This is a genomic window from Methanobacteriaceae archaeon (assembly GCA_013403005.1).
Taxonomy (GTDB): domain Archaea; phylum Methanobacteriota; class Methanobacteria; order Methanobacteriales; family Methanobacteriaceae; genus Methanobacterium.
The window spans coordinates 32,740-51,819 of record JACBOA010000003.1; the positions used below are offsets into that span (position 1 = coordinate 32,740).

At 40.3% G+C, this 19,080-nt stretch carries 21 protein-coding genes; 2 read left to right on the forward strand and 19 right to left on the reverse strand.

Annotated features, from left to right (window positions below):
- Positions 1–19: 19 nt before the first annotated feature.
- Together HVN35_03405 and HVN35_03410 are read right to left on the reverse strand one after the other, a co-directional pair.
- Complete coding sequence (locus HVN35_03405; protein NYB51600.1) at positions 20–1,372, reverse strand: cobalamin B12-binding domain-containing protein; 1,353 nt, start codon at positions 1,370–1,372, stop codon at positions 20–22.
- 33 nt (positions 1,373–1,405) lie between these two features.
- The gene (locus HVN35_03410; GenBank protein NYB51601.1) at positions 1,406–3,070 is read right to left on the reverse strand and encodes a thiamine pyrophosphate-binding protein; all 1,665 of its coding nucleotides are present in this window, start codon (positions 3,068–3,070) and stop codon (positions 1,406–1,408) included.
- Positions 3,071–3,960: 890 nt separating this feature from the next.
- On the opposite strand from HVN35_03410, the gene acs reads away from it, so the two are divergent.
- Positions 3,961–5,913 (forward strand): acetate--CoA ligase, encoded by a 1,953-nt coding sequence (gene acs, locus HVN35_03415; GenBank protein NYB51602.1) that lies wholly within the window; start codon positions 3,961–3,963, stop codon positions 5,911–5,913.
- A gap of 92 nt (positions 5,914–6,005) precedes the next feature.
- Here acs and HVN35_03420 read toward each other — a convergent pair whose 3' ends face one another.
- Positions 6,006–6,458, reverse strand: coding sequence for a deoxyuridine 5'-triphosphate nucleotidohydrolase (locus tag HVN35_03420; protein NYB51603.1), 453 nt, complete (start codon positions 6,456–6,458; stop codon positions 6,006–6,008).
- A gap of 68 nt (positions 6,459–6,526) precedes the next feature.
- On the reverse strand, positions 6,527–7,216 hold the full coding sequence (locus HVN35_03425; GenBank protein NYB51604.1) for a glycerophosphodiester phosphodiesterase: 690 nt from the start codon (positions 7,214–7,216) through the stop codon (positions 6,527–6,529).
- Positions 7,217–7,327: 111 nt separating this feature from the next.
- Between HVN35_03425 and HVN35_03430 the strand changes: the two genes are divergently transcribed.
- Positions 7,328–8,005 (forward strand): class I SAM-dependent methyltransferase, encoded by a 678-nt coding sequence (locus tag HVN35_03430; GenBank protein ID NYB51605.1) that lies wholly within the window; start codon positions 7,328–7,330, stop codon positions 8,003–8,005.
- Between the two features lie 53 nt (positions 8,006–8,058).
- Here HVN35_03430 and ftsY read toward each other — a convergent pair whose 3' ends face one another.
- The 15 genes from ftsY to HVN35_03505 all read right to left on the reverse strand — a co-directional run bounded on the left by ftsY (position 8,059) and on the right by HVN35_03505 (position 18,895).
- The gene (gene ftsY / locus HVN35_03435) at positions 8,059–9,324 is read right to left on the reverse strand and encodes a signal recognition particle-docking protein FtsY (GenBank protein ID NYB51606.1); all 1,266 of its coding nucleotides are present in this window, start codon (positions 9,322–9,324) and stop codon (positions 8,059–8,061) included.
- A gap of 202 nt (positions 9,325–9,526) precedes the next feature.
- Positions 9,527–9,964, reverse strand: a complete 438-nt coding sequence (pfdA, locus tag HVN35_03440; GenBank protein NYB51607.1) for a prefoldin subunit alpha — start codon at positions 9,962–9,964, stop codon at positions 9,527–9,529.
- Between the two features lie 4 nt (positions 9,965–9,968).
- Positions 9,969–10,199, reverse strand: a complete 231-nt coding sequence (locus HVN35_03445; protein NYB51608.1) for a 50S ribosomal protein L18a — start codon at positions 10,197–10,199, stop codon at positions 9,969–9,971.
- Positions 10,196–10,870 (reverse strand): translation initiation factor IF-6, encoded by a 675-nt coding sequence (locus HVN35_03450; protein NYB51609.1) that lies wholly within the window; start codon positions 10,868–10,870, stop codon positions 10,196–10,198. Before HVN35_03450 ends, HVN35_03445 begins: the two co-directional genes overlap by 4 nt.
- A 14-nt stretch (positions 10,871–10,884) precedes the next feature.
- Positions 10,885–11,127 carry a 50S ribosomal protein L31e gene (locus HVN35_03455; GenBank protein ID NYB51610.1) on the reverse strand — a complete coding sequence of 81 codons (243 nt, stop codon included), beginning with the start codon at positions 11,125–11,127 and terminating at the stop codon, positions 10,885–10,887.
- Positions 11,128–11,152: 25 nt separating this feature from the next.
- On the reverse strand, positions 11,153–11,308 hold the full coding sequence (locus tag HVN35_03460) for a 50S ribosomal protein L39e (protein NYB51611.1): 156 nt from the start codon (positions 11,306–11,308) through the stop codon (positions 11,153–11,155).
- Entirely contained in the window at positions 11,295–11,897 is a 603-nt protein-coding gene (locus HVN35_03465) for a hypothetical protein (GenBank protein ID NYB51612.1), read from the reverse strand. The genes HVN35_03460 and HVN35_03465 overlap by 14 nt, the downstream gene beginning before the upstream one ends.
- Positions 11,894–12,244 (reverse strand): DNA-binding protein, encoded by a 351-nt coding sequence (locus tag HVN35_03470; protein NYB51613.1) that lies wholly within the window; start codon positions 12,242–12,244, stop codon positions 11,894–11,896. The genes HVN35_03465 and HVN35_03470 overlap by 4 nt, the downstream gene beginning before the upstream one ends.
- A 35-nt stretch (positions 12,245–12,279) precedes the next feature.
- Entirely contained in the window at positions 12,280–12,717 is a 438-nt protein-coding gene (locus HVN35_03475) for a 30S ribosomal protein S19e (protein NYB51614.1), read from the reverse strand.
- 14 nt (positions 12,718–12,731) lie between these two features.
- On the reverse strand, positions 12,732–12,965 hold the full coding sequence (locus HVN35_03480; protein NYB51615.1) for a YhbY family RNA-binding protein: 234 nt from the start codon (positions 12,963–12,965) through the stop codon (positions 12,732–12,734).
- A complete protein-coding gene (locus HVN35_03485; GenBank protein ID NYB51616.1) occupies positions 12,958–13,329 on the reverse strand; it encodes a ribonuclease P in 372 nt (123 codons plus the stop codon). The genes HVN35_03480 and HVN35_03485 overlap by 8 nt, the downstream gene beginning before the upstream one ends.
- A 204-nt stretch (positions 13,330–13,533) precedes the next feature.
- A complete protein-coding gene (locus tag HVN35_03490) occupies positions 13,534–14,079 on the reverse strand; it encodes an AAA family ATPase (GenBank protein ID NYB51617.1) in 546 nt (181 codons plus the stop codon).
- Positions 14,080–14,296: 217 nt separating this feature from the next.
- Entirely contained in the window at positions 14,297–15,073 is a 777-nt protein-coding gene (locus HVN35_03495; GenBank protein ID NYB51618.1) for a thiazole biosynthesis protein, read from the reverse strand.
- A gap of 148 nt (positions 15,074–15,221) precedes the next feature.
- The gene (locus HVN35_03500) at positions 15,222–16,316 is read right to left on the reverse strand and encodes a GTP-binding protein (protein ID NYB51619.1); all 1,095 of its coding nucleotides are present in this window, start codon (positions 16,314–16,316) and stop codon (positions 15,222–15,224) included.
- 185 nt (positions 16,317–16,501) lie between these two features.
- The gene (locus tag HVN35_03505; GenBank protein NYB51620.1) at positions 16,502–18,895 is read right to left on the reverse strand and encodes a peptide transporter; all 2,394 of its coding nucleotides are present in this window, start codon (positions 18,893–18,895) and stop codon (positions 16,502–16,504) included.
- Positions 18,896–19,080 lie beyond the last annotated feature (185 nt).

Here is a 19,080-nt window from a genome sequence, read left to right on the forward strand (position 1 = left end):
AAAATTAAACTATTTTTAGTTAAACTTCCCTTATCATAGTCGCAACAGTCTTAAAGAGTATCGGACCATCCATCCAGGCCTGTTTCAATAGATAAGCTGGTCTCAGGTAGAATCGTCTGAAGGCTGTTTTTTGCATTTTTTTGAGTTCATCCATGGAACAGTCCACTGTTTCCAGCACAGGGGAGAGAAGAGTGTATTTGGACCAGTCCTTCACTTTAATCAGGTTCCCTTGAACTGCTTGCTGATAGAAGCGAGTTCCAGGGTAGGGTGTGGCCAGACTGAAAACCGCATATGAAGGGTTCAGATCCCTTGCAAATTTAATAGTTCTTTCAATGCTATCCTTAGTGTCCCCAGGCATTCCCAGGACTACAGAAGCTATGGTGCGTATATGATTCTTTCGGGCCAGTGAAAATGCATTTCTTATTTTTTCAATGGTTAATTGTTTGTTCACCCGGTCCAGTTGCTGCTGATCCGCGGATTCCACTCCCAAAAACAGGGTTATACACCCAGATTCCCTCAATTTATGAAGTAATTTATCAGAAAGGGTATCTGCCCGGGCTGTGCATCCCCAGTAAACATCAAGCTTCCTTTTGATAATTTCATCACAGATTTCTGCCACCCTACTTGGTTTTAGAGTGAATGTATCATCCATAAATGCAATCATACCCGCTTCATGGTCATTAATGAGGTGTTCCATTTCATCCACCACGTTTTTCGAGGATCTCATTCTGAGTTTGTTTCCATGCAGGGCGGCAGAGGCACAGAAAGAGCACTGCATAGGGCATCCCCTTCCTGATATTAGAGTAGCAGTGTGTAACTTCATATTGAGAATTTTATAATGATCCATGGGAAGTAAGTGCCGTGCTGGGAAAGGCAATTCATCAAGATCCATAATTAAAGGCCGGGGTGGTGTTACCACATCCCCATAGGCTATGCCCTTTACTTTTCTCAGATCTCCACCTTCAGATAGGGTTTCCACCAGTTCCAGCATGGTGTATTCTCCCTCACCCATCACTACCACATCCACGTATTCTCTTTCCAACATTTCCTGGTAATTAAAGGTGGGATGATATCCTCCCATGACCACCGTAGCTTGGGGACAGGTTTTCTTGGCCAGCTGAGCAGTTCGCAGGGCATTGGATATGGTGGGGGTCAGGGCGGTGATGGCTACCAGATCCGGATTTGCTTTTCTTATTTCATCTTCCAGTGATTCCCAGCTGAGTTCCAGTGCCGCGGCATCAATTATTTCCACATCAATATTATTTTCCTCTAAAACCGCAGCAATATATGCTATTCCCAGTGGAGGTGCCACTAATCCTATGAATTTGTATTTGGAATTAAAGTAGGGTGGATTAATGAGCAAAACTTTCATTTAATCACCTGAATAAATAAAATAATATCTAATTCACTTGGGGAGGGGGATGTCTTCATTTTCATCAACTATTATCTCTATTAGTACTGGTTTATTAAGTTTTAGTGCTCCGTGCATTGCATCTTCAACTTCCCCTGGAGCAGCCGCGATTTTGGCTTTTATATGGTAAGCATGGGCCAGTTTTAGGAAATCAGGATTTTCAAGTTTCACTTGGAATGATCCGTCATAGTAGAGCTCTTGCCACTGCCGTATAATCCCCAGGGATTGGTTATTTATCAAGCAAATTATGATGGGTAAGTCCAGTTCAGCGATAGTGGCTAGTTCCTGAACTGTCATCTGAAAACCACCATCACCCACCACAACCACTACCTTCCTATTAGGTCTGGCCAGACTAACACCCACTGATGCAGGGATTCCATAGCCCATGGGACCGAATCCGCCAGAAAAAATCATGGAAGATGGTTCTGAAACATTCATCAATAGATTTACCCATGTAGTATGGCTTCCAGCATCATTCACCAGAGTAGAATCCCCTATATTGTCTAAAATTTCTTTAATAGCTTTTTGAGGTTTTAGGGGAATGTCGTCAAAATCAGTCCTGATTTTATGAACCTTATCATATTTTTGAAGTTCCTCCAGCCATTTTTCAGTGTTTTGAGCTGATATTTCGCTAATTTTTACCAGGAAATCCTTCACATCAGCTTGGATATTGAGGGTCCCCTTTAAAACATCACTGTCCAGATTAACATGGATTACAGGAAGATTCTCTGGACCATGCCTTGGTCCTGATAAACCTTTAGGGGTTCGTTTTGATAAAAAATCCTGAGTTTTTTCAGATAAGCCTCCAATGGTTCTTTCTGATAACCTGCATCCCAAGGCCAGGATGAGGTCTGAATTTTTTCCTGCAAAGTTTGCTGCAGGGGTTCCTCGAATTCCTAAAAGCCCCATGGAAAGGGGATGTTCTTCATTTATCACTCCCCGAGCAGGGTAAGTGGTGGCCACTGGAATTTGATGCTTTTCTGCGAATATACGCATATCTTCAATGGCATTAGACCATAAAACCCCTGCTCCAGCCAGGATTAGGGGTTTTTTTGATTTCTCAAGCAGATCTTCTACTTGTTTAAAGTCAGCCCAATCTGTCTTAATGGCTACTTTCACCTGTTCATCTAGTAATGATTCATCAACTTCCTCCTGGAGAACATCACGAGGAAAGTTTAGATGTATTGGACCGGTTTTGCCGTTTTTTAGAATGAAAAGCGCCTTTTTTAAAATTCTAACCCCTTCAACAGGGTCCTTTATCAAGTGGCTTTCGAGGGTTACCGGTTCAAAAACAGCATTAATATCCACATCCTGAAAGACATTCTGATACTTCAAATTTCTTGGAACATCGCCAGTAATCACTAATAGAGGAACTGAATCTTTGTAAGCTGCCGCTACACCCATCACCAGATTTAAAGCTCCTGGCCCTGCGGATGCTGCACACACTCCTGGTTGGAATGATGCTCGTGCATATCCATCTGCTGCGTGGGCTGCACCCTGTTCATGGCGCATTAGTATGTGTTTAATAGATGATGTGCGTAGTGACTGGTACAAGGGTAGAATTTGTTCCCCTGGGTGGCCGAATATGAATTTAATACCTTCTTTTTTGAGTATTCTAACCAGGGCATCTGCTAATGAAATCTTAGCCACTTTTTGCATGGGTTAAATTATGGTGTACTAATTAATTAAACTTAATCAGAATTTTTTTGATACCTTTCAATGTACACTGAAATTGAAATTCTTAGATGAATCATCTTTTAGCTTTTCCTATTTTTTAGCAGTTTATTTAATGACAACTGAATTGATAAATTTTGAAATAATTAATTATTACCATCATATACGCACTAATAGTGATTATAATCCCATAATACTTAGTATTATTGCCCTTAATGAATACATAAGTCTTTTTATACCTATTTTGACCTTAAGGCTCCTGTGCCGCCATATGCATATACAATAGAAAGTTAACCTTTTTGTAAGAGTTTTATGGATAATTTGGAGTGTTGAACTCGTTTTTTTATTATGAAGCTGTTATCCTGGTTTTTAGCTGCTTCAGTAAGGTTAACGTTAACCATCTCACCAGTGGCGATTCCCATAGTAGGTATAATTTTCTATGCTGCTTCCTTCTAAGAAAGGACCCTGGATATTAAATCCTTTGCCAGTGATTTGTTGGTAGGGTTTTTTCAATCCAATTTACAAGATATTGAAGTAAAAACATTTTAATAAAAGTTGGGTAGTTGCTGGTGCATCCCGATACCCTGATAGTCATTATTAAAAAAAAAAATAAGTTGATTTTTGGTGAAATATTCCGCAAACCGGAGTTGAATTAAAATTATAAGTTTTTTCGTTCTTACTTTCTGTTTTTACTGAATTCCGGATTTTTTTGATAAATTTATTGATTGGATTTGCATAATCTAAGGGCGGTTTAGTATTATTGCTAGTTTAGTATTCGTTACATGGCAAAAATTTATGGGATTGATAAAACATATGTACATTAAATAAAAGTTGAGGAAATTGATGATCTTAAGGGGATAGAGGAGGGGTTAATATTGCCCAGTGAATTAGATGCTCTTTTAAAGGAAAATAGATTATTTCCACCATCTGAAGATTTATCAGAGAATAGTAATATCCAGATATGGATGAAAAGGTATGGAATTGAGGATTATGAAGAACTTCTGCAAAGGGCTGAAAAAGACCCTGAATGGTTCTGGGATGAGCTCGCCAGAGAGCTGGAATGGTTTCAACCCTATAAAGATGTCTTAAAATGGGATCCACCCCACGCAGAATGGTTCATTAAGGGTAAATTCAACATTGTGCACAATGCCCTGGACCGGCATGTTAAGACCTGGCGTAAAAATAAGGTGGCATATATATGGGAAGGTGAATCAGGAGAGGTAAAGAAGCTCACCTATCATGATCTTTATCGTAAGGTTAACCAGATGGCCAATGCCCTGCGTGGTCTTGGTGTTAAAAAGGGCGATCGTGTGTCTATTTACCTGCCCATGATCCTGGAGTTACCCATTGCCATGTTAGCTTGTGCCAAGATCGGAGCAGTGCATAGTGTGGTTTTTTCTGGTTTTTGGGCTAAAGCATTCCAGGAAAGAGCCAACGATGCTCAGGTAAAAGTTGCTATAACTGTTGACGGATTCTATCGTCGGGGAAAAGTCATACCACTTAAAGAAAATGTGGATGAAGTTTTAGATGACATTCCATCCCTGGAAAAGCTTATAGTAGTTCAACATGCCCATTGCTCTGTGGATATGAAACCTGGAAGAGATTTATGGTGGGATGAGGTGATCCAGGATCAGGAAAGAGAATGTCCCACAGAGATCATGGATGCAGAAGACCTACTTTTCATTTTATACACCTCCGGAACAACCGGGAAACCTAAAGGAGTGGTGCATGTCCATGGTGGCTACGCAGTTGGCATCTATGCCACTTTAAAAATGGTTTTTGACCTAAAAGATGAGGATATATGGTGGTGTGCTGCAGATATTGGCTGGATAACTGGCCACAGTTACATTGTTTATGCACCACTGATTATGGGAGCTACTTCCGTTATGTATGAAGGCGCTCCCGATTACCCTGATCCTGATAGATTGTGGAGGATGATTGAAGATTATGGTGTGACTGTATTCTACACCGCCCCCACCACCATTCGCATGTTCATGAAATACGGGGAAAAATGGCCTCAAAAGCATGATTTAACTTCTCTCAGACTTCTAGGTAGTGTAGGGGAACCTATTAATCCAGAAGCATGGATGTGGTACCATAAACACATTGGAAACAGGCAGTGCCCAATTATGGACACCTGGTGGCAGACTGAGACTGGTATGCATCTCATAACACCCCTCCCCATTACTCCCCTCAAGCCCGGCTCTGCGGTGAAACCATTCCCTACTGTGAAGGCAGATGTGGTGGATGATAATGGAGATTCCATCAGTGAAGGAGGCGGTCACCTGGTAATTAAAACACCCTGGCCTGCTATGTTCCGCACCCTTTACCAGGATCCGGAACGTTACATTGATGCTTACTGGAGCACCTTCCCTGGCATATATTTAAGTGGTGATGTGGCCCGTTTGGATTCGGATGGTTATTTCTGGATACAGGGCAGGGAAGATGATGTCTTAAATGTTGCAGGACACCGTATAAGCACTGCAGAGGTTGAATCTGCCCTGGTGAGTTATGATGCTGTTGCTGAAGCCGCAGTGGTGGGAAAACCAGATCCGGTAAAGGGTGAAGAAATCTGCAGTTTCGTTACCTTAAAAGAAGGATTCAGCCCCAGTCCCAGGCTTAAGCACTTTCTCCGGGAACATGTACGTAAAGAGATCGGTCCGGTGGCCAGCCCAGCTTATATTGGATTTGTAGATGACCTGCCCAAGACACGTTCTGGTAAGATCATGCGCCGGGTGATAAAGGCCAAAGTGAAAGGGGATGATGTGGGTGATATAACCACCCTGGCCAACCCTGAAGCTGTGGATGAATTGGATAATGCCTTATAAAAGATAAATTAAAAAAATATAAAAAACAGGGAAAAAAAATAAAAGAATTGTTTTTTTTTAAGATGGGATTAACCTATTACCCATTGCTTTTCTTATTTTTCCTGGTAACTTCCATTGTATTCCCCTGAACCCTTCACTGGGAACACTACTCCCTGGGCTATCCTTTCACCACGCTTGAGTGTGAAGGGGAATTCTCCCTGGTTTACCATAAGAAATTGAAGGGTTCCTGAAAAACCAGGATCTCCAACTGCAGTGTGTATGCTTATGAATGAGCGCAGGAGGGTGGAACGAGGTAAATATAGCATGGAATAACCCTTAGGGATTTTTATCTTCCCATCAATGGTTACACTGTAAGCTGTCTTTGGTTTGAGGGTGTAAAGTGGACCTTCAAGTTTTTCAAGTTGTGGAAGTTTTTTCTCATTATCAATAAGGGATCCTGGTCCTTTCTGAATGTAAACTTCATCCACCCTCAAGTCAATACCGGAAGGTTCCACCAGTTCCTTAAATTCTGGGAATATCTTTATAAGTTCTTTTTCGCCTAACATGGATTAATTCTCCTGTGAATATCTCGGTCTATTTATTATTGGATTATTGGATATTTTTTTATAAGGAATTATTTTATTGATTTCCTGCCTATAAGATTGTTAGTTACAAATCCATCTACATCCATGGATAAAATGAATTCTAAATCCTTTGAGGAATCAATAACCCCCGGATATACTTCTATACCATGATTATGAGCTCTTGAAACCATTTCTTCATTCAAATACTGATAGAAAGGAAACATGAAATCTGCTTTAGCATCTAAGGCCTGTATTTCTGGACGAACTGGTTGTGAGCTGAAAATAACTCCAGTTTTTATATTTTTCTCCGTTGATTTTAGATTTAATGAAACATTATGGTAAAAAGAAGCTACAATCACCTTTTTAACTTTTTCTTCCAATCTTAGAATATCCAAAACCTGTTTTTCAATTCCTGGTTCCTTAATTTCGATTACCAGACCTATTTCATCAGCAGGGACTTTTCCCTCGAGGATTTGTAAAACTTCTCTGAGGGTGGGGATTTTTTCTCCATTCCCAGCATCAAGTTCCTTTAGCTGTTTGAGTGTTTTTTCCTTTACTAATCCCTTGCCATTGGTGGTGCGGTCTACAGTTGAATCATGAATAACCACTAATTCCCCATCTCTGGACTGGCGCACATCAACTTCTACCATGTCTGCACCTAATTTAAATGCACGTTTCACTGAGCGCAGGGTATTTTCTCCTTCAAAGGCTGATGCACCCCGATGGGCAATGAGTTTCATGTGATTAGAATGAGTTTAATGTCATTAATATAAATGTGCTCTCACCTAAAGATCATTTAATTGAAAAGAGATTATAAACCTCATTTAGATTAATTAGATTGGGTGAATTTAATGAAACAGGTTAAAGACCACTTCGAAGAAGAAGCAGAAGTATTTGACGAACTTATAAAAACAATTATTCCTTTCTATGAAGATATGGTTAACTCAATAGTATTATCACTGCCTTTCCACAAGAGAGAAAATTTTAAAGTTCTGGATCTGGGTTGTGGTACCGGTAACATATCCCGGGAGGTGAAAGAAGCTTTTCCCCATACCCACATTACATGTGTGGATCTGGCGGAGAACATGATCCGAATGGCAGAATCCAAACTAGCTGCCTACAGTGACATTGAATTTATAATATCTGATTTCCGTGATCTTGATTTCAGGGAGGAATACGATGCGGTTGTTTCTTCCCTAGCACTGCATCATCTGCAGAGAGAAGAACAGAAATCATTCTACCACCGAATATATGAGTTCCTTAGAAAAGGAGGAGTGTTTTACAATGCAGATATCATCCAGGGCTCAACTCCTCATCTTAATCAAACCTACCTGAACAAGTGGATAGATTTCATGCTACAGAATCATACTAAAGAAGAGATTGAATCCATATGGCTGCCTAAGCACAGAGAAGAAGATTTTCCATCTCCACTTATGAACCATGTTGTGTGGATGGAAGATGCGGGCTTTGAGGTGGTGGATGTGGTGTGGAAATATTATATGTTTGGGGTTTATGGTGGTAAAAAATAAAAAAGCCCATTTGAACCTGTTCAGAAAAATTTTCAAGTAATAATATGGAATTTCTAATCTCCAAGCACTTGTTCCACCATCCATTCTGGATGGAACTCCATAAGATCACCATATCCCTGACCAACACCTAAAAAGAGTATGGGTTTGTTTATAACGTGTCCAATGGAGAGTGCCGCCCCACCTTTAGCATCAGCATCGGCCTTGGTGAGTATGATTCCATCTACTCCCACTGCTTCATTGAATTTGCGAGCTTGCTCCACTGCATCGTTTCCAGTGAGTGCATCACCTACAAATATAGCTAGATCCGGCTTTACCACCCTCTGGATTTTTTTCATTTCATCCATAAGGTTCACGTTGGTCTGCATTCTCCCTGCAGTATCAATGAGGACTAATTCCTTTTTCTGGGCCCGGGCATGTTCCACCGCATCATATGCTACTGCCGCAGGATCTGCTCCTTTCTGGTGTCTTATGATCTTCACACCTACGTTTTCTGCATGGTGAGATATCTGTTCAATGGCCCCGGCACGGAAAGTGTCAGAAGCTGCAATAACCGGAGTATAACCTTCTTTTAGATAATGATCAGCTATTTTTGAAATAGTAGTGGTCTTACCAGTTCCATTAACCCCTACAAACATGATTTTTAAGGGTTCGCCTGATTCTTTAGCATTTTGGACCAATTCATTCAGATTGGGACCGTCTGCAACCAGTATCGCAGATATGGCTTTTTTAAGAGCTTCTCTAGTAAATTCAGAAACATCACTTCTGCGTTTAATCTTGCGACCAACCAGGTCCTTTTTCACAGAATTAACTATTTGTTCTGCTACTTCCAGAGCCACATCCCCCTCCAGGAGGGCTAGTTCAAGTTCGAAAAGAATATCATCAATGTCCTTCTCAGATATGGTTTTGTGAGTTGCAAAGGTAAACATACCCGATGGTTCTTCTTCGGTGTCTTTTTCGGATTCTTCAGTAATTTTTTTATGAGAATCGATCTTTTTCTTAGAATCAGTTTTATCCTGCTTCTGTTTCTTTCTTGAATCTTCATCATCAGATTCAGATTTTCTACGTAAGAATGAAAATGGTGATCTTTTTTCCATATCCTTATCTTTTGAAGGTTCAACATCTTTATCCTCTACAGAGGAAGTTTCAGAACTTTTATCTTTCATCTCCCCTTTTAGGTTCTCAATCTTATTCTTGTCTTTTGGAGATATTTCAGCATCTTTTACCTTTGCTTGAGCAGATTCTTCCTCTTCTCCAGATGCAAACTGATCTGAGATTTTCCCAATGGTGCCGGAGAACTTCTTTTTCAAAGATTCAAACAAAAGACATCAACTCCCTACTGGATTTTTGACTGTGATAAAATTATTTTCATAAAAAATGTATTCCAGACATTAAATAAATACTGGTTTTATTGAGTTTGGTATAATGGATTCTTTATATCTTAATAATAAGATTTAATAATAAAAAGTGCAGTATTAATATGGTTTTTTATAGATGGTTTAAAATGAATAATAAGAATAAAGATTAGGGTAATCCATTATCAGGCGTACCCTCAATTTTCTGGATGAGTGCTTCGGCTTCTGGGCTTTTCTGAGATATTATCTGGCTGATTTTCTGTAAATCAGACATCATCTTCTGCATTATCCCATCCAACTCTTTTTTCTGCTCTTCAATGCTAATCTTAGCATCATCTATGGTTTTTTTAACTGCAGCACCTGAACCAAGACCCACAATCACTTCTTCGGTGTTTTTGATTTCAGTGATTAAAAATGAACCCGCGCCGATTGGTACCAGGGTTTCAGGTGACTTTTTACCTTTAATTGCATCAAGAGTCTCCTGTGCAATGGTAAGATCGGCTATGGTGGCCTTCAGTGTTTCCACCTGCTGGTTAAGAACTTCCGCTTGGCCCTTGTAAGCGTTTAGTTCGTTGATTAATGCTTCCAGCCTTTGTCGGTCTTCCATTTAATCACTCCGAGACCAGTGTTTTGATCAGCGGATCCTGAACTTCTTCAGGGGAGATCTCCTCAATCTTTTTGATGTGTATCTGGTTGCGCACAATATGATGTTTGCTACCGAATTCTGAGTAGATCTTCTCTTTAATATCCTCTTCGCTCATGGCTTTCAATTCCCGGGTAAAGGGTTTGAAACTGTCTCCCATGATGAATTTACCTTGAACTCTATATATCTTCGTTTTCATAATAATCCCTCAAGAAAACCTAATGATTCTTCTATTCTTGCCATTTCTGGACCAGTAGTTTTTTCACCCACCAGTACTCCATGTGAATTGGCCACACTTCCTGCTCCTACCAGTCTGGTTCCCTGGTTCACAGTCCCCACATCTGCAGGCACTTTCATGGTTTTCTCCAGGAAATCCAGCTCTTCGGGGGTGGCAGAGGGGTGCACCAGCACTCCTTTGTTGGTGGCAACTGCCACTGATCCAGTAATTTTGAAATTAGCTATGCTTCCTCGTACCACATCCACGTCCAGTGTCTGGGAAACCACTTCCAGTGCTTCATCTGATAATAATGGGTTTGCCAGTGCTCCGTGGTCATTGGCCAGTATTATGTTACCCACTGCAGTGAGTTTATCCGGTATCCTTTCCACCTCTAAACCTGAGTCCTTTATAGTTTCTATCTCCTTGTCAAAAGCATATTTGGATACTAGAAATCCCCTGGAGTTTCCAACTGCCAGGGCACCGGCAAGGCTGCTTCCGCTAATGGGAGTTTTTATTACAGGTGCCTGTAAACATTCCTCCACTATTTGCACCATTTTTTCTCCCAGATTAGGTGGTGCTAGAGCCGCTTTATCGGTAGCTGCTATAGCTACTCCTAAATTGGGATTACCTGCCAGATTTATTCTCCTAATCATAGGAGCTCACCTTCTCAGGCTAAGGTGACCAGTACGGAACCATCTTCTTCTTTGGTTGCCTTAACTTTGATCTTGGGGGGTATTTTCTGAATTCCCCTTTCCCATATGGTTTCATTAACCGATGCATCCAGTTTGACCTGGTCGGATTTCATGTGTTTCTGGATGAACTCCCTAACTACACGGGTTGCTTTGGGCGACCTTTTGGTACGTGGGGCTTTTTTAGCATCCCGGAGGGGTATAACGTAAACTCTTTCCATCTATTTCACTCCTGAACTTAGAAATTTAAGCTTTTATCTTGCTTCGTCTCCAGTGTCTCATTTTTGGGTGTGTTCTAACCTTTCTGGAGGTTTTTAACATGACCCATAGAGGCACCCGTCTGTTTTGTTTGCCTGCTTTTGCCAGTCTTAATTTCTTGGCTAATGGTTTATTTCTGCTCATATTCTCTCCATCCTATTACTCTTGATTGTATGTGTGGGGGGAATAACTTACCAGCTATTTCTTCACCTTCCAACTGGGTTATAAGGTATCTTATCTCAATCTCATAGTCAGAGTTATTCTCCATGCTGGTAGGCTCTTTTACCAGATTAAAAAGCTGTTCTGAAAGCTGATTTATGGTTCTATGACCCCAACCTGCCAGGTTAATGTATTGTACGTCTTTAGAATCCTCAAAACTTTGAATTTCCTTTATATCCAATTTCGGTATTCTGTCGTCTCTTCTGGTGCCATCTGCAATTAACTGGTAGTTTTCTGCAGCGCGCCTGAGTGTTTTATGATGAAGGAAATTAATGCCCTGGTTTGGAAAACCATCTTCAAGGATCATGTCCACTGCTTCTGTTAGTAGAGATTTTTCCCCCCTCAGAATACGATGTTTGAAACCTAAGGAAGATGCTGACTTAGCAGCAGATTTCCATGATGGAAAAACTCCGAAATTGGCAGTTAAAAGTTCCACTTGGTATCCTAAGCGTTGCAGGATCACCGCTATTAGGGAGCTGTCTTTACCTCCACTGTAGAGCACTGCGGCTTTCATTTCCAGGTGATGTTAATTTCTCTTTTCTGACCGGACAGTTTTCTGAGTAGTTCTTTAAGCTGCTGGTCAGTGATTTTTGACTTAATACGACCCATCTGGGCCAGTTGGATGAGCTGCAGTTCAATCTGATCCACGAACTCGGGTTTGGTGAGGCGGAGGTTTGCCAGGCGACTGCGAGCTTCAGGGGTGAGTATCTGCAGCATGGCCTGTCTTTTCTGGGCCTCGAGTTCCCTGCGCATCTGTTCCTGGGATTGGGCATCTGAAGTCTGCTGCTGAGCCTGTTGAGCTGCTACTTGCTTTTCTAGTTCCTGCATTCTTCTTCGCCGTATTTCCTCAATATCGCTCATCGAAATACCTCACTATTTAATTAAATGGAAATTATTTAGTATTTTGCCAGTTCTGGGATGTCTTTTTTAATTTGGAATGATGCCTTGTCTAGGAAGGATCTTCCAGCAGGGGTTACAACTCGACCTTCTTCCCTTTTCTCAATTAGGCCTGCATCTTCCAACTGGTGAAGGGCGGTTCTGGTTACCGAACCACTGCCTCGTTTGAATTTTTCAGGGTTGGTTCCTCTGTCCTTTTTACCACCGTAGTAGGTTCTGAGACTGTTAATTCCAACTGGACCATCTATGTAAACTCTGCGGAGTATGGATGCGCATCGCACATACCACCAGTCAGGATTTTCTGGCCTTCTCTCTTTATGAACCCCTGTTTTGACAAATGGAGCCCATTCTGGGGGTTTTATCTTTTTGTTTTCACTTAAATCCTTGGCGACTGCATTAATAAGCAAGTCGGCAGGCACATCATAAATTGTAGTCATATTATTTCTCCTTATTAACTTCTTTTTTTGAAGATTACCGCAACGTTACCTCTAAAATCAATGAGTTTAGCATTTGATTTTTCGATTATGTGGGTTATATAGTTTTCTTTCTCATGGGATATGCCCTTGGAAAATCTGAGCTTTACCACTTCTCTTTCCTTAAGTTGACGTTTAATTTCATCCATGACTCCCGGGTTGACTCCGGATTTGCCAATGTTTAAGGTAATGGTGGAAAGGGATCTATGCATCAGTTCCTTTTTGGAATGTGCGGGATTCAATTTTATTCCTCCTTTTTGCCTTTTTTTCACGAATATAAGGCTTTCTCATGATTTCTCCACATTCCAGACACTTTATATTTACCATTGAATCAGATAACCTGACTATACTATTAGAACCGGGTTTAAGGAAGTGATTACAGTTCCGGCAGAACCGTCCCTTCCATGAGTATGGCATTTTAAGATTGTACTTGGTGGCTATTTTTCGAGCCATTTCCACGTAACGATGGGATCGCTCAGGGTGAAGAGCAAATTCTTCCTCTGCGAGGTTTAAGAGGATTTCCATACGCTCTATGGCTATTTTGATCATCCATCGCGGTCTTCTTCCCCTTCTCAAAATATAATCCCTCGCAGAACATTTAAAAATGCCAGAATACGGAGATCTTAAGCTCTATTCAGGAGTGTAAATGTAGGAGTTAACTGCAAACCTGAGAGTGTACTTAAGAATAATATAATAGTTTATCTTTTGGTCCCTTAAAAACCTTTCCCCATAATTTATACTCGAAATCTCAGGATTTATCTGGAGTCTCTACACAACCAATCATTCAAAAAATGCCGAAAAATCAATCTTGCCAGGTTTTAATGACTTCTTACCACTTATAATATCTAAAACTGTGTTAACTGCCCCTGAATGGGTTATTTTGGTGGTATCCACTTCATGCACCTTCTCCCCATGTATCTGATAGGCTTCCCATGTGCAGAGATCCAGAGCCTCTGCTTCCAAGTTTTCTCTGATTTTAACATCTCTCCAACCTCTTTCCTGGAGCCTCTTTTCAAGAATTAATGGTTCAGTTCGAAATACCACCACCAGATCTGCTTGGGGAAAATAATGGGAAAGATGTCCTTCAATTATTACACAGGAATTCCTTATCAAATCATCAGATTTATCCACAATTTTCTGAAGTTCTTTCTTTAAAGCATCCATATCTACAACTTTATAACCTTTTTCAGGATCCAAACCTGTGTAGAGATGTTTTTCCTCCACCAGTTGATTAATGTCAACCAGTAAACATCCTAACTTTTCAGAAAGTAAGGTAGATATGGTGGTTTTACCGGTTCCTGGAGTTCCAGTGACGAGTATTATCATTATAAAATCTGTTTTTTGTTAATTTTTACATCAATGTCATTAAAAAAGTCTAATTTGACGTTATTTTCATTTTTATCTATGATTTCCTTTTTTTTATCGATTTTTACCTGATTTATTGGGATATTTTCAGTTTTCTTTTGAGTTTTTTAGGTTTCTAGTTAATAATGTTTTCTTATAATGTTTTCAGGCTTATCATAAATTCTTTGTACCTAATGTTCTATTTCAGTTTTTCAATTAACATTTCAGCCACTTTCTCCCCGGAAAGGAGCATACCTCCAAATATGGGACCCATACGTGGTGATCCATGCACTGCATTAGCTGCCATTCCAGTGACGTATAATCCAGGATAGACTTCAGATACGTTGCCCATGATTTTCTGTTCTGCTACATCTGCCCACATTGATTTTTCTCCCATTATCTTACCGGTTTCAGTTTTTAAGGGGGCTTCCATTTTCCTCTCCAGGACTTTAACTATCTCACAGGGGTGTCCGGTGGCATCGATAACTGCTTTGGCACCAATGGTAATGGGATCCACGTGGAGTCCTGCCATTTCAACTGGGCTCCAGTTGATTACTAATCCTTCCACTCCTTTTTCTTTAATCATTACATCTTCAATTTCCATTAAGTTGAAGACTTTTAACCCTGCCTGGCATGCCCTGGAGCAGAGAGTTGATGCAGATTCAATAGAATCTGCCAAGTAGTATCCTTTCTGGTATTCTTGACTGTTGATGCCCATTTCATCCAGTATTCGTTTTCCTTCCTCCTGGACCACGATCTTGTTGAACATCATTCCACCACCCCACATTCCACCACCCATACTGAGTTTTTTCTCGAATAATGCTACTTTAAGTCCGGCTTTGGCCAGATAGTAACCGGCGGTTAATCCAGATGGTCCACCCCCTCCAATAGCAACATCCATCTGGAGATAATCCAGCAATTCATCCATATATCCTTCCACTATTCCCTTTGAGACAATGATATCATCCAATTTCATATTTTCCACCTCATACACTTGATTAACTCATAATTGATTAAACATGGTAACAGTTCATTTATGATTTGAACCTAGATTATCCATTTAATAACTTGCTAAATGTTGATTTCTATTAAATGATTATTCCATGAATATTCCCTTCCAATGATTATTTTTTGATTATTATGCGTAGAACATCCTTATCTTCCATAACATGATCCAGTCCCACCTTTTGACCAGGGAATTTCACGGAACTACCCCATATCTTAGCATGCCGGAAGTTTTTCAAGAAATCCCGATGCAGTTTACCAGCCACATCCTCTACTGTGGAACCTTTCCTTACAATCAAAGGCTCTTCTAAGTCAGCTTTTTGACCCTGAGGCTTCATATAAATTCTTATAAGTTTTAAACGCTTAAATATTTCTTCTTTAAGTTCATCAACCATTAAACCCTTATCTGCAGCCATGAATAGTGCATCACCAACTTTCTCCTGGAGTTTCTCCAAGTGAGATGCATCTAACAGATCTATTTTGTTCATTACCAGTAAAAGGGGTATGTACACAATGCTATTATCCAGAGAATCTATGAAACGGTCAATGGTTACATCTTCCCTGATTAAAACATCAGCACTGTGCACTCCGTACTCGTTAAGTATGGAACGAATTGTCTTCTCGTCCATGTGAGTGAGTGGAACAGTGGATGCTAATTTAACTCCCCCTAATTTTCTGCGTTTTACAGTCACATCAGGAGCTTTCTGATTGGGCCTTATTCCAATGTTAAGGAGTTCATCCATGATGAGTTCCTGGTGCTGAGGATTGAAAACATCCAGTACCATCACAATGAGATCAGCATTACGAGCCACTGAGAGAATCTCCCGTCCTCTACCTTTTCCTCTGGAAGCACCGGTAATTATTCCAGGGATGTCAAATATCTGGATTTGTGCTCCACGGTAATCCATAACCCCGGGGATCACGTCAAGTGTGGTGAATTCATAAGCACCTATCTTGGACTGGGCATTGGTGATTTGGTTGAGTATGGTAGATTTTCCTACGGAGGGAAAGCCTACCAGGACCACAGTTGAATCTCCACTCTTTTTCAGGGTAAATCCTCTACCCTTAGTGGATGATGAGCTTCTTTTTATTGATTCTTCCCTTAATTTAGATATTTTTGCCTTTAATTTCCCGATATGGTGAGATGTGGCCTTGTTATAGGGAGTCTTTTTGATTTCCTCTTCGATCTTGCGGATCCTGTCTTCGATGTCCATAAAGCTCACTTTAAAATAAGAATATACTCTCAATATTTTTAAAAAATCTGTTACTATGATAAATATGTTGTGAAATCTTAAAAACTTGTGTATGGTTAAAAGAAACTCACAATAATTCTATTCTTAATATTGGCATTTTAAGAGTTCATAATTGAAAATAAAGAAAATGGGGAATGGAATTATTTTTAACTCACATTCCACACCATAACTTCAGATATTCCTTCAGATGGTTCCTTATGTGCCAGTTTGAAGTGGTTTAATCCAGCTCCCTGCATGAAGAACAGGCGGGTGAACATGGAACCTTCCAATTCCTTACTCATGGCCACTGTAACCAAGTTATTATCCTGTTTAACCACCAGTATTGAAAAGGTGCTCTGGTTGTTCACAACTTTATCCGCAGCAATTACTCCATCGGCAACAATAATAATGCGATGTGGTGGGGCAACTTTATTTTTGCTGATCTGCAAACCTCCAGTTACATCAGTACCATTGATCTGGACGGTTACATTATTTTGACCCTGGATTATCACTGCATTATTTTCTGTTGTGGCATTGGCCTGGGCCAGTGAATAGATGTAATTAGTGGAATTCTGAGTGTTGAAGTTCCAGCTTCCAAAGTAAGACCACCAGCCAGCTTTGCCCACCATATCCAAACTTGTAACAAACAAATCAGGAGTTGGGTTGGCGGGATGAGTATATTGCAATACATTCTGAGCCTGTTCTGCAGTCAGTCCATACTGGGAGGTCATTATGTTCTGAGCTGTGTTTTTGTCTGTTACCAGTATTTTATCCAGGATTTCCACAGTTTTACCCGTGTTTTTAGTGTAATTTTCCAGAGTATTGTAGCCGCTATCACCACTTGAAGCCAGCATTTTTAATATACCTGCAGAAAGTGCCTCATTACTGGTGAAAAGTGCTTTACCCACCCAGTATGCTCGGGCACTGTTCTGTGAACCACCATCAAAGGTTACAGCACGATCTGCTTTTGCCGCGAATAAGTGTCCGAAATCCCACCAGGAGGTCATGACTGCATTTTGAGGAGAGTTACTCTTCACCCAATACAGTGAATTTACCATAGCATCATCAGTGCCCGGTACAACGGAATTGGATATGGCATTGGCAGAACTTACCGGAGTGTAACTGACTATAATAATTACCACGACCATTGCTATGACATGGTACAAAGGCTTTTTTATGTGATTCTGTAAGTAATCTGACACAAAACCTACGAATATACCGGCAAGAAGTGTAACTGGAATTGAAAACGCTTCAACAAACCTTACACCCTTAGTAAATGCGTAAGCAGTGATTATGAGCCATATTGAGAACAATATAGCATAATATAAATAATTACTCCTTTTTTCAGGACTAGAAATGTCCGAGATTTGTTTTTCTTCACTCTTGGTTTCTTTTACACTTTCCCTTCTTCTTCGAGATTTCCTGCCTCTTTTTGGTTTTCTATCCTTTTTTGGTGGTTTTTTACGTTTGCCTTTGGCCTTTTTGATTCTTAAATTCCATAAAAGCATGAATAATCCCATTAATCCAAATGCGAATGGTATTGTCCCTCCAACATCAGCAACCACTGTTGAGAGTGATGGTATTTGCAGTTCACCTACAGATATGAATACATTGGGATAGGAACTGGTTGTTGTTGCCGCCTGAAGTTTGGATACTGATATTGGCTGTAGTAATGCTGAAAATACGGAGCCACCCCAATAAACAGACATTAAGGCCAGACTTAGTACAATAAATATGACTAAGGGAAGTATTATTGGTTGTTCTAGGATCCATTGCTTCTTACTAGGATATTCAGACCATGATTTGAAGGTTTCCATCCTAAAGAGGTATTTGGATATGATCAAATAGACTATAGCTGCTCCAAGAACTAAATAAAATATGTACCACCATCCTTCCCATGCTAAAGAAAATACTAACATGGAAAATGCAGCTAATACTGCATATATCATTTTTTTCCGATTTTCGGTTGCTGTGATGCTTTCACTGAAGAACCATACCACAAAAAGGGGCATGATCATGTTGAACATATCTGTGTCAAAGAAACCGGCGAAGGTGTGAGAGAAATAGAATGTGGCCACCCCAACGAGTATCCCGGCAGTAATTCCCCCGTAGTCGTTGCTAATCCTTCTAACGAAGAAATAAGCAGGTATCACGCAAAGTGGGGCAATTATTGCTGATGTCCAGAAACTAACCACCAGCAAAGGGAATTGGCCAAACAGATTAGCTATTTTATAGAACAAAGCTGTGATCCAGACAATCAAGGGCGGATAAGCCGCGGACCTTCCTGGAGGGAAGAAAGAATGCAGATCCCAGTCCGTTCCATTTATAACTGCATCTCCCAGGTGGCCATTTTCAATGAAATTCTCTGTTAAACGATAGTTATAGTAGGAATCCATTTCACTGAAGTAAGGAAGACCACTATCTTCCTGGAAGTAAGCTTTCATCTGGTCAGGCACACCCGATATGTTTACTGCCTCAGCTCGAAGGAAAAATGCCATAGAAAATAGGATGAGGACTATAAGAATCGGTTTTAATATGTTTAAAATCTCTTTGTACTCCATAATTTGATTCCCCACAGACCATTTTTGGTAAAAACCTTGATTGAATTTGATTAAGGTCTAATCATATGGATATCATCTAGTCATATCTAGTCATGTATATTGTCTAATCAATCTATATTGAACTGTTTTAACTATTTAAACTATAAGTCTGACAAACAAGGTAAATATTTATTTATTTCTTGAAA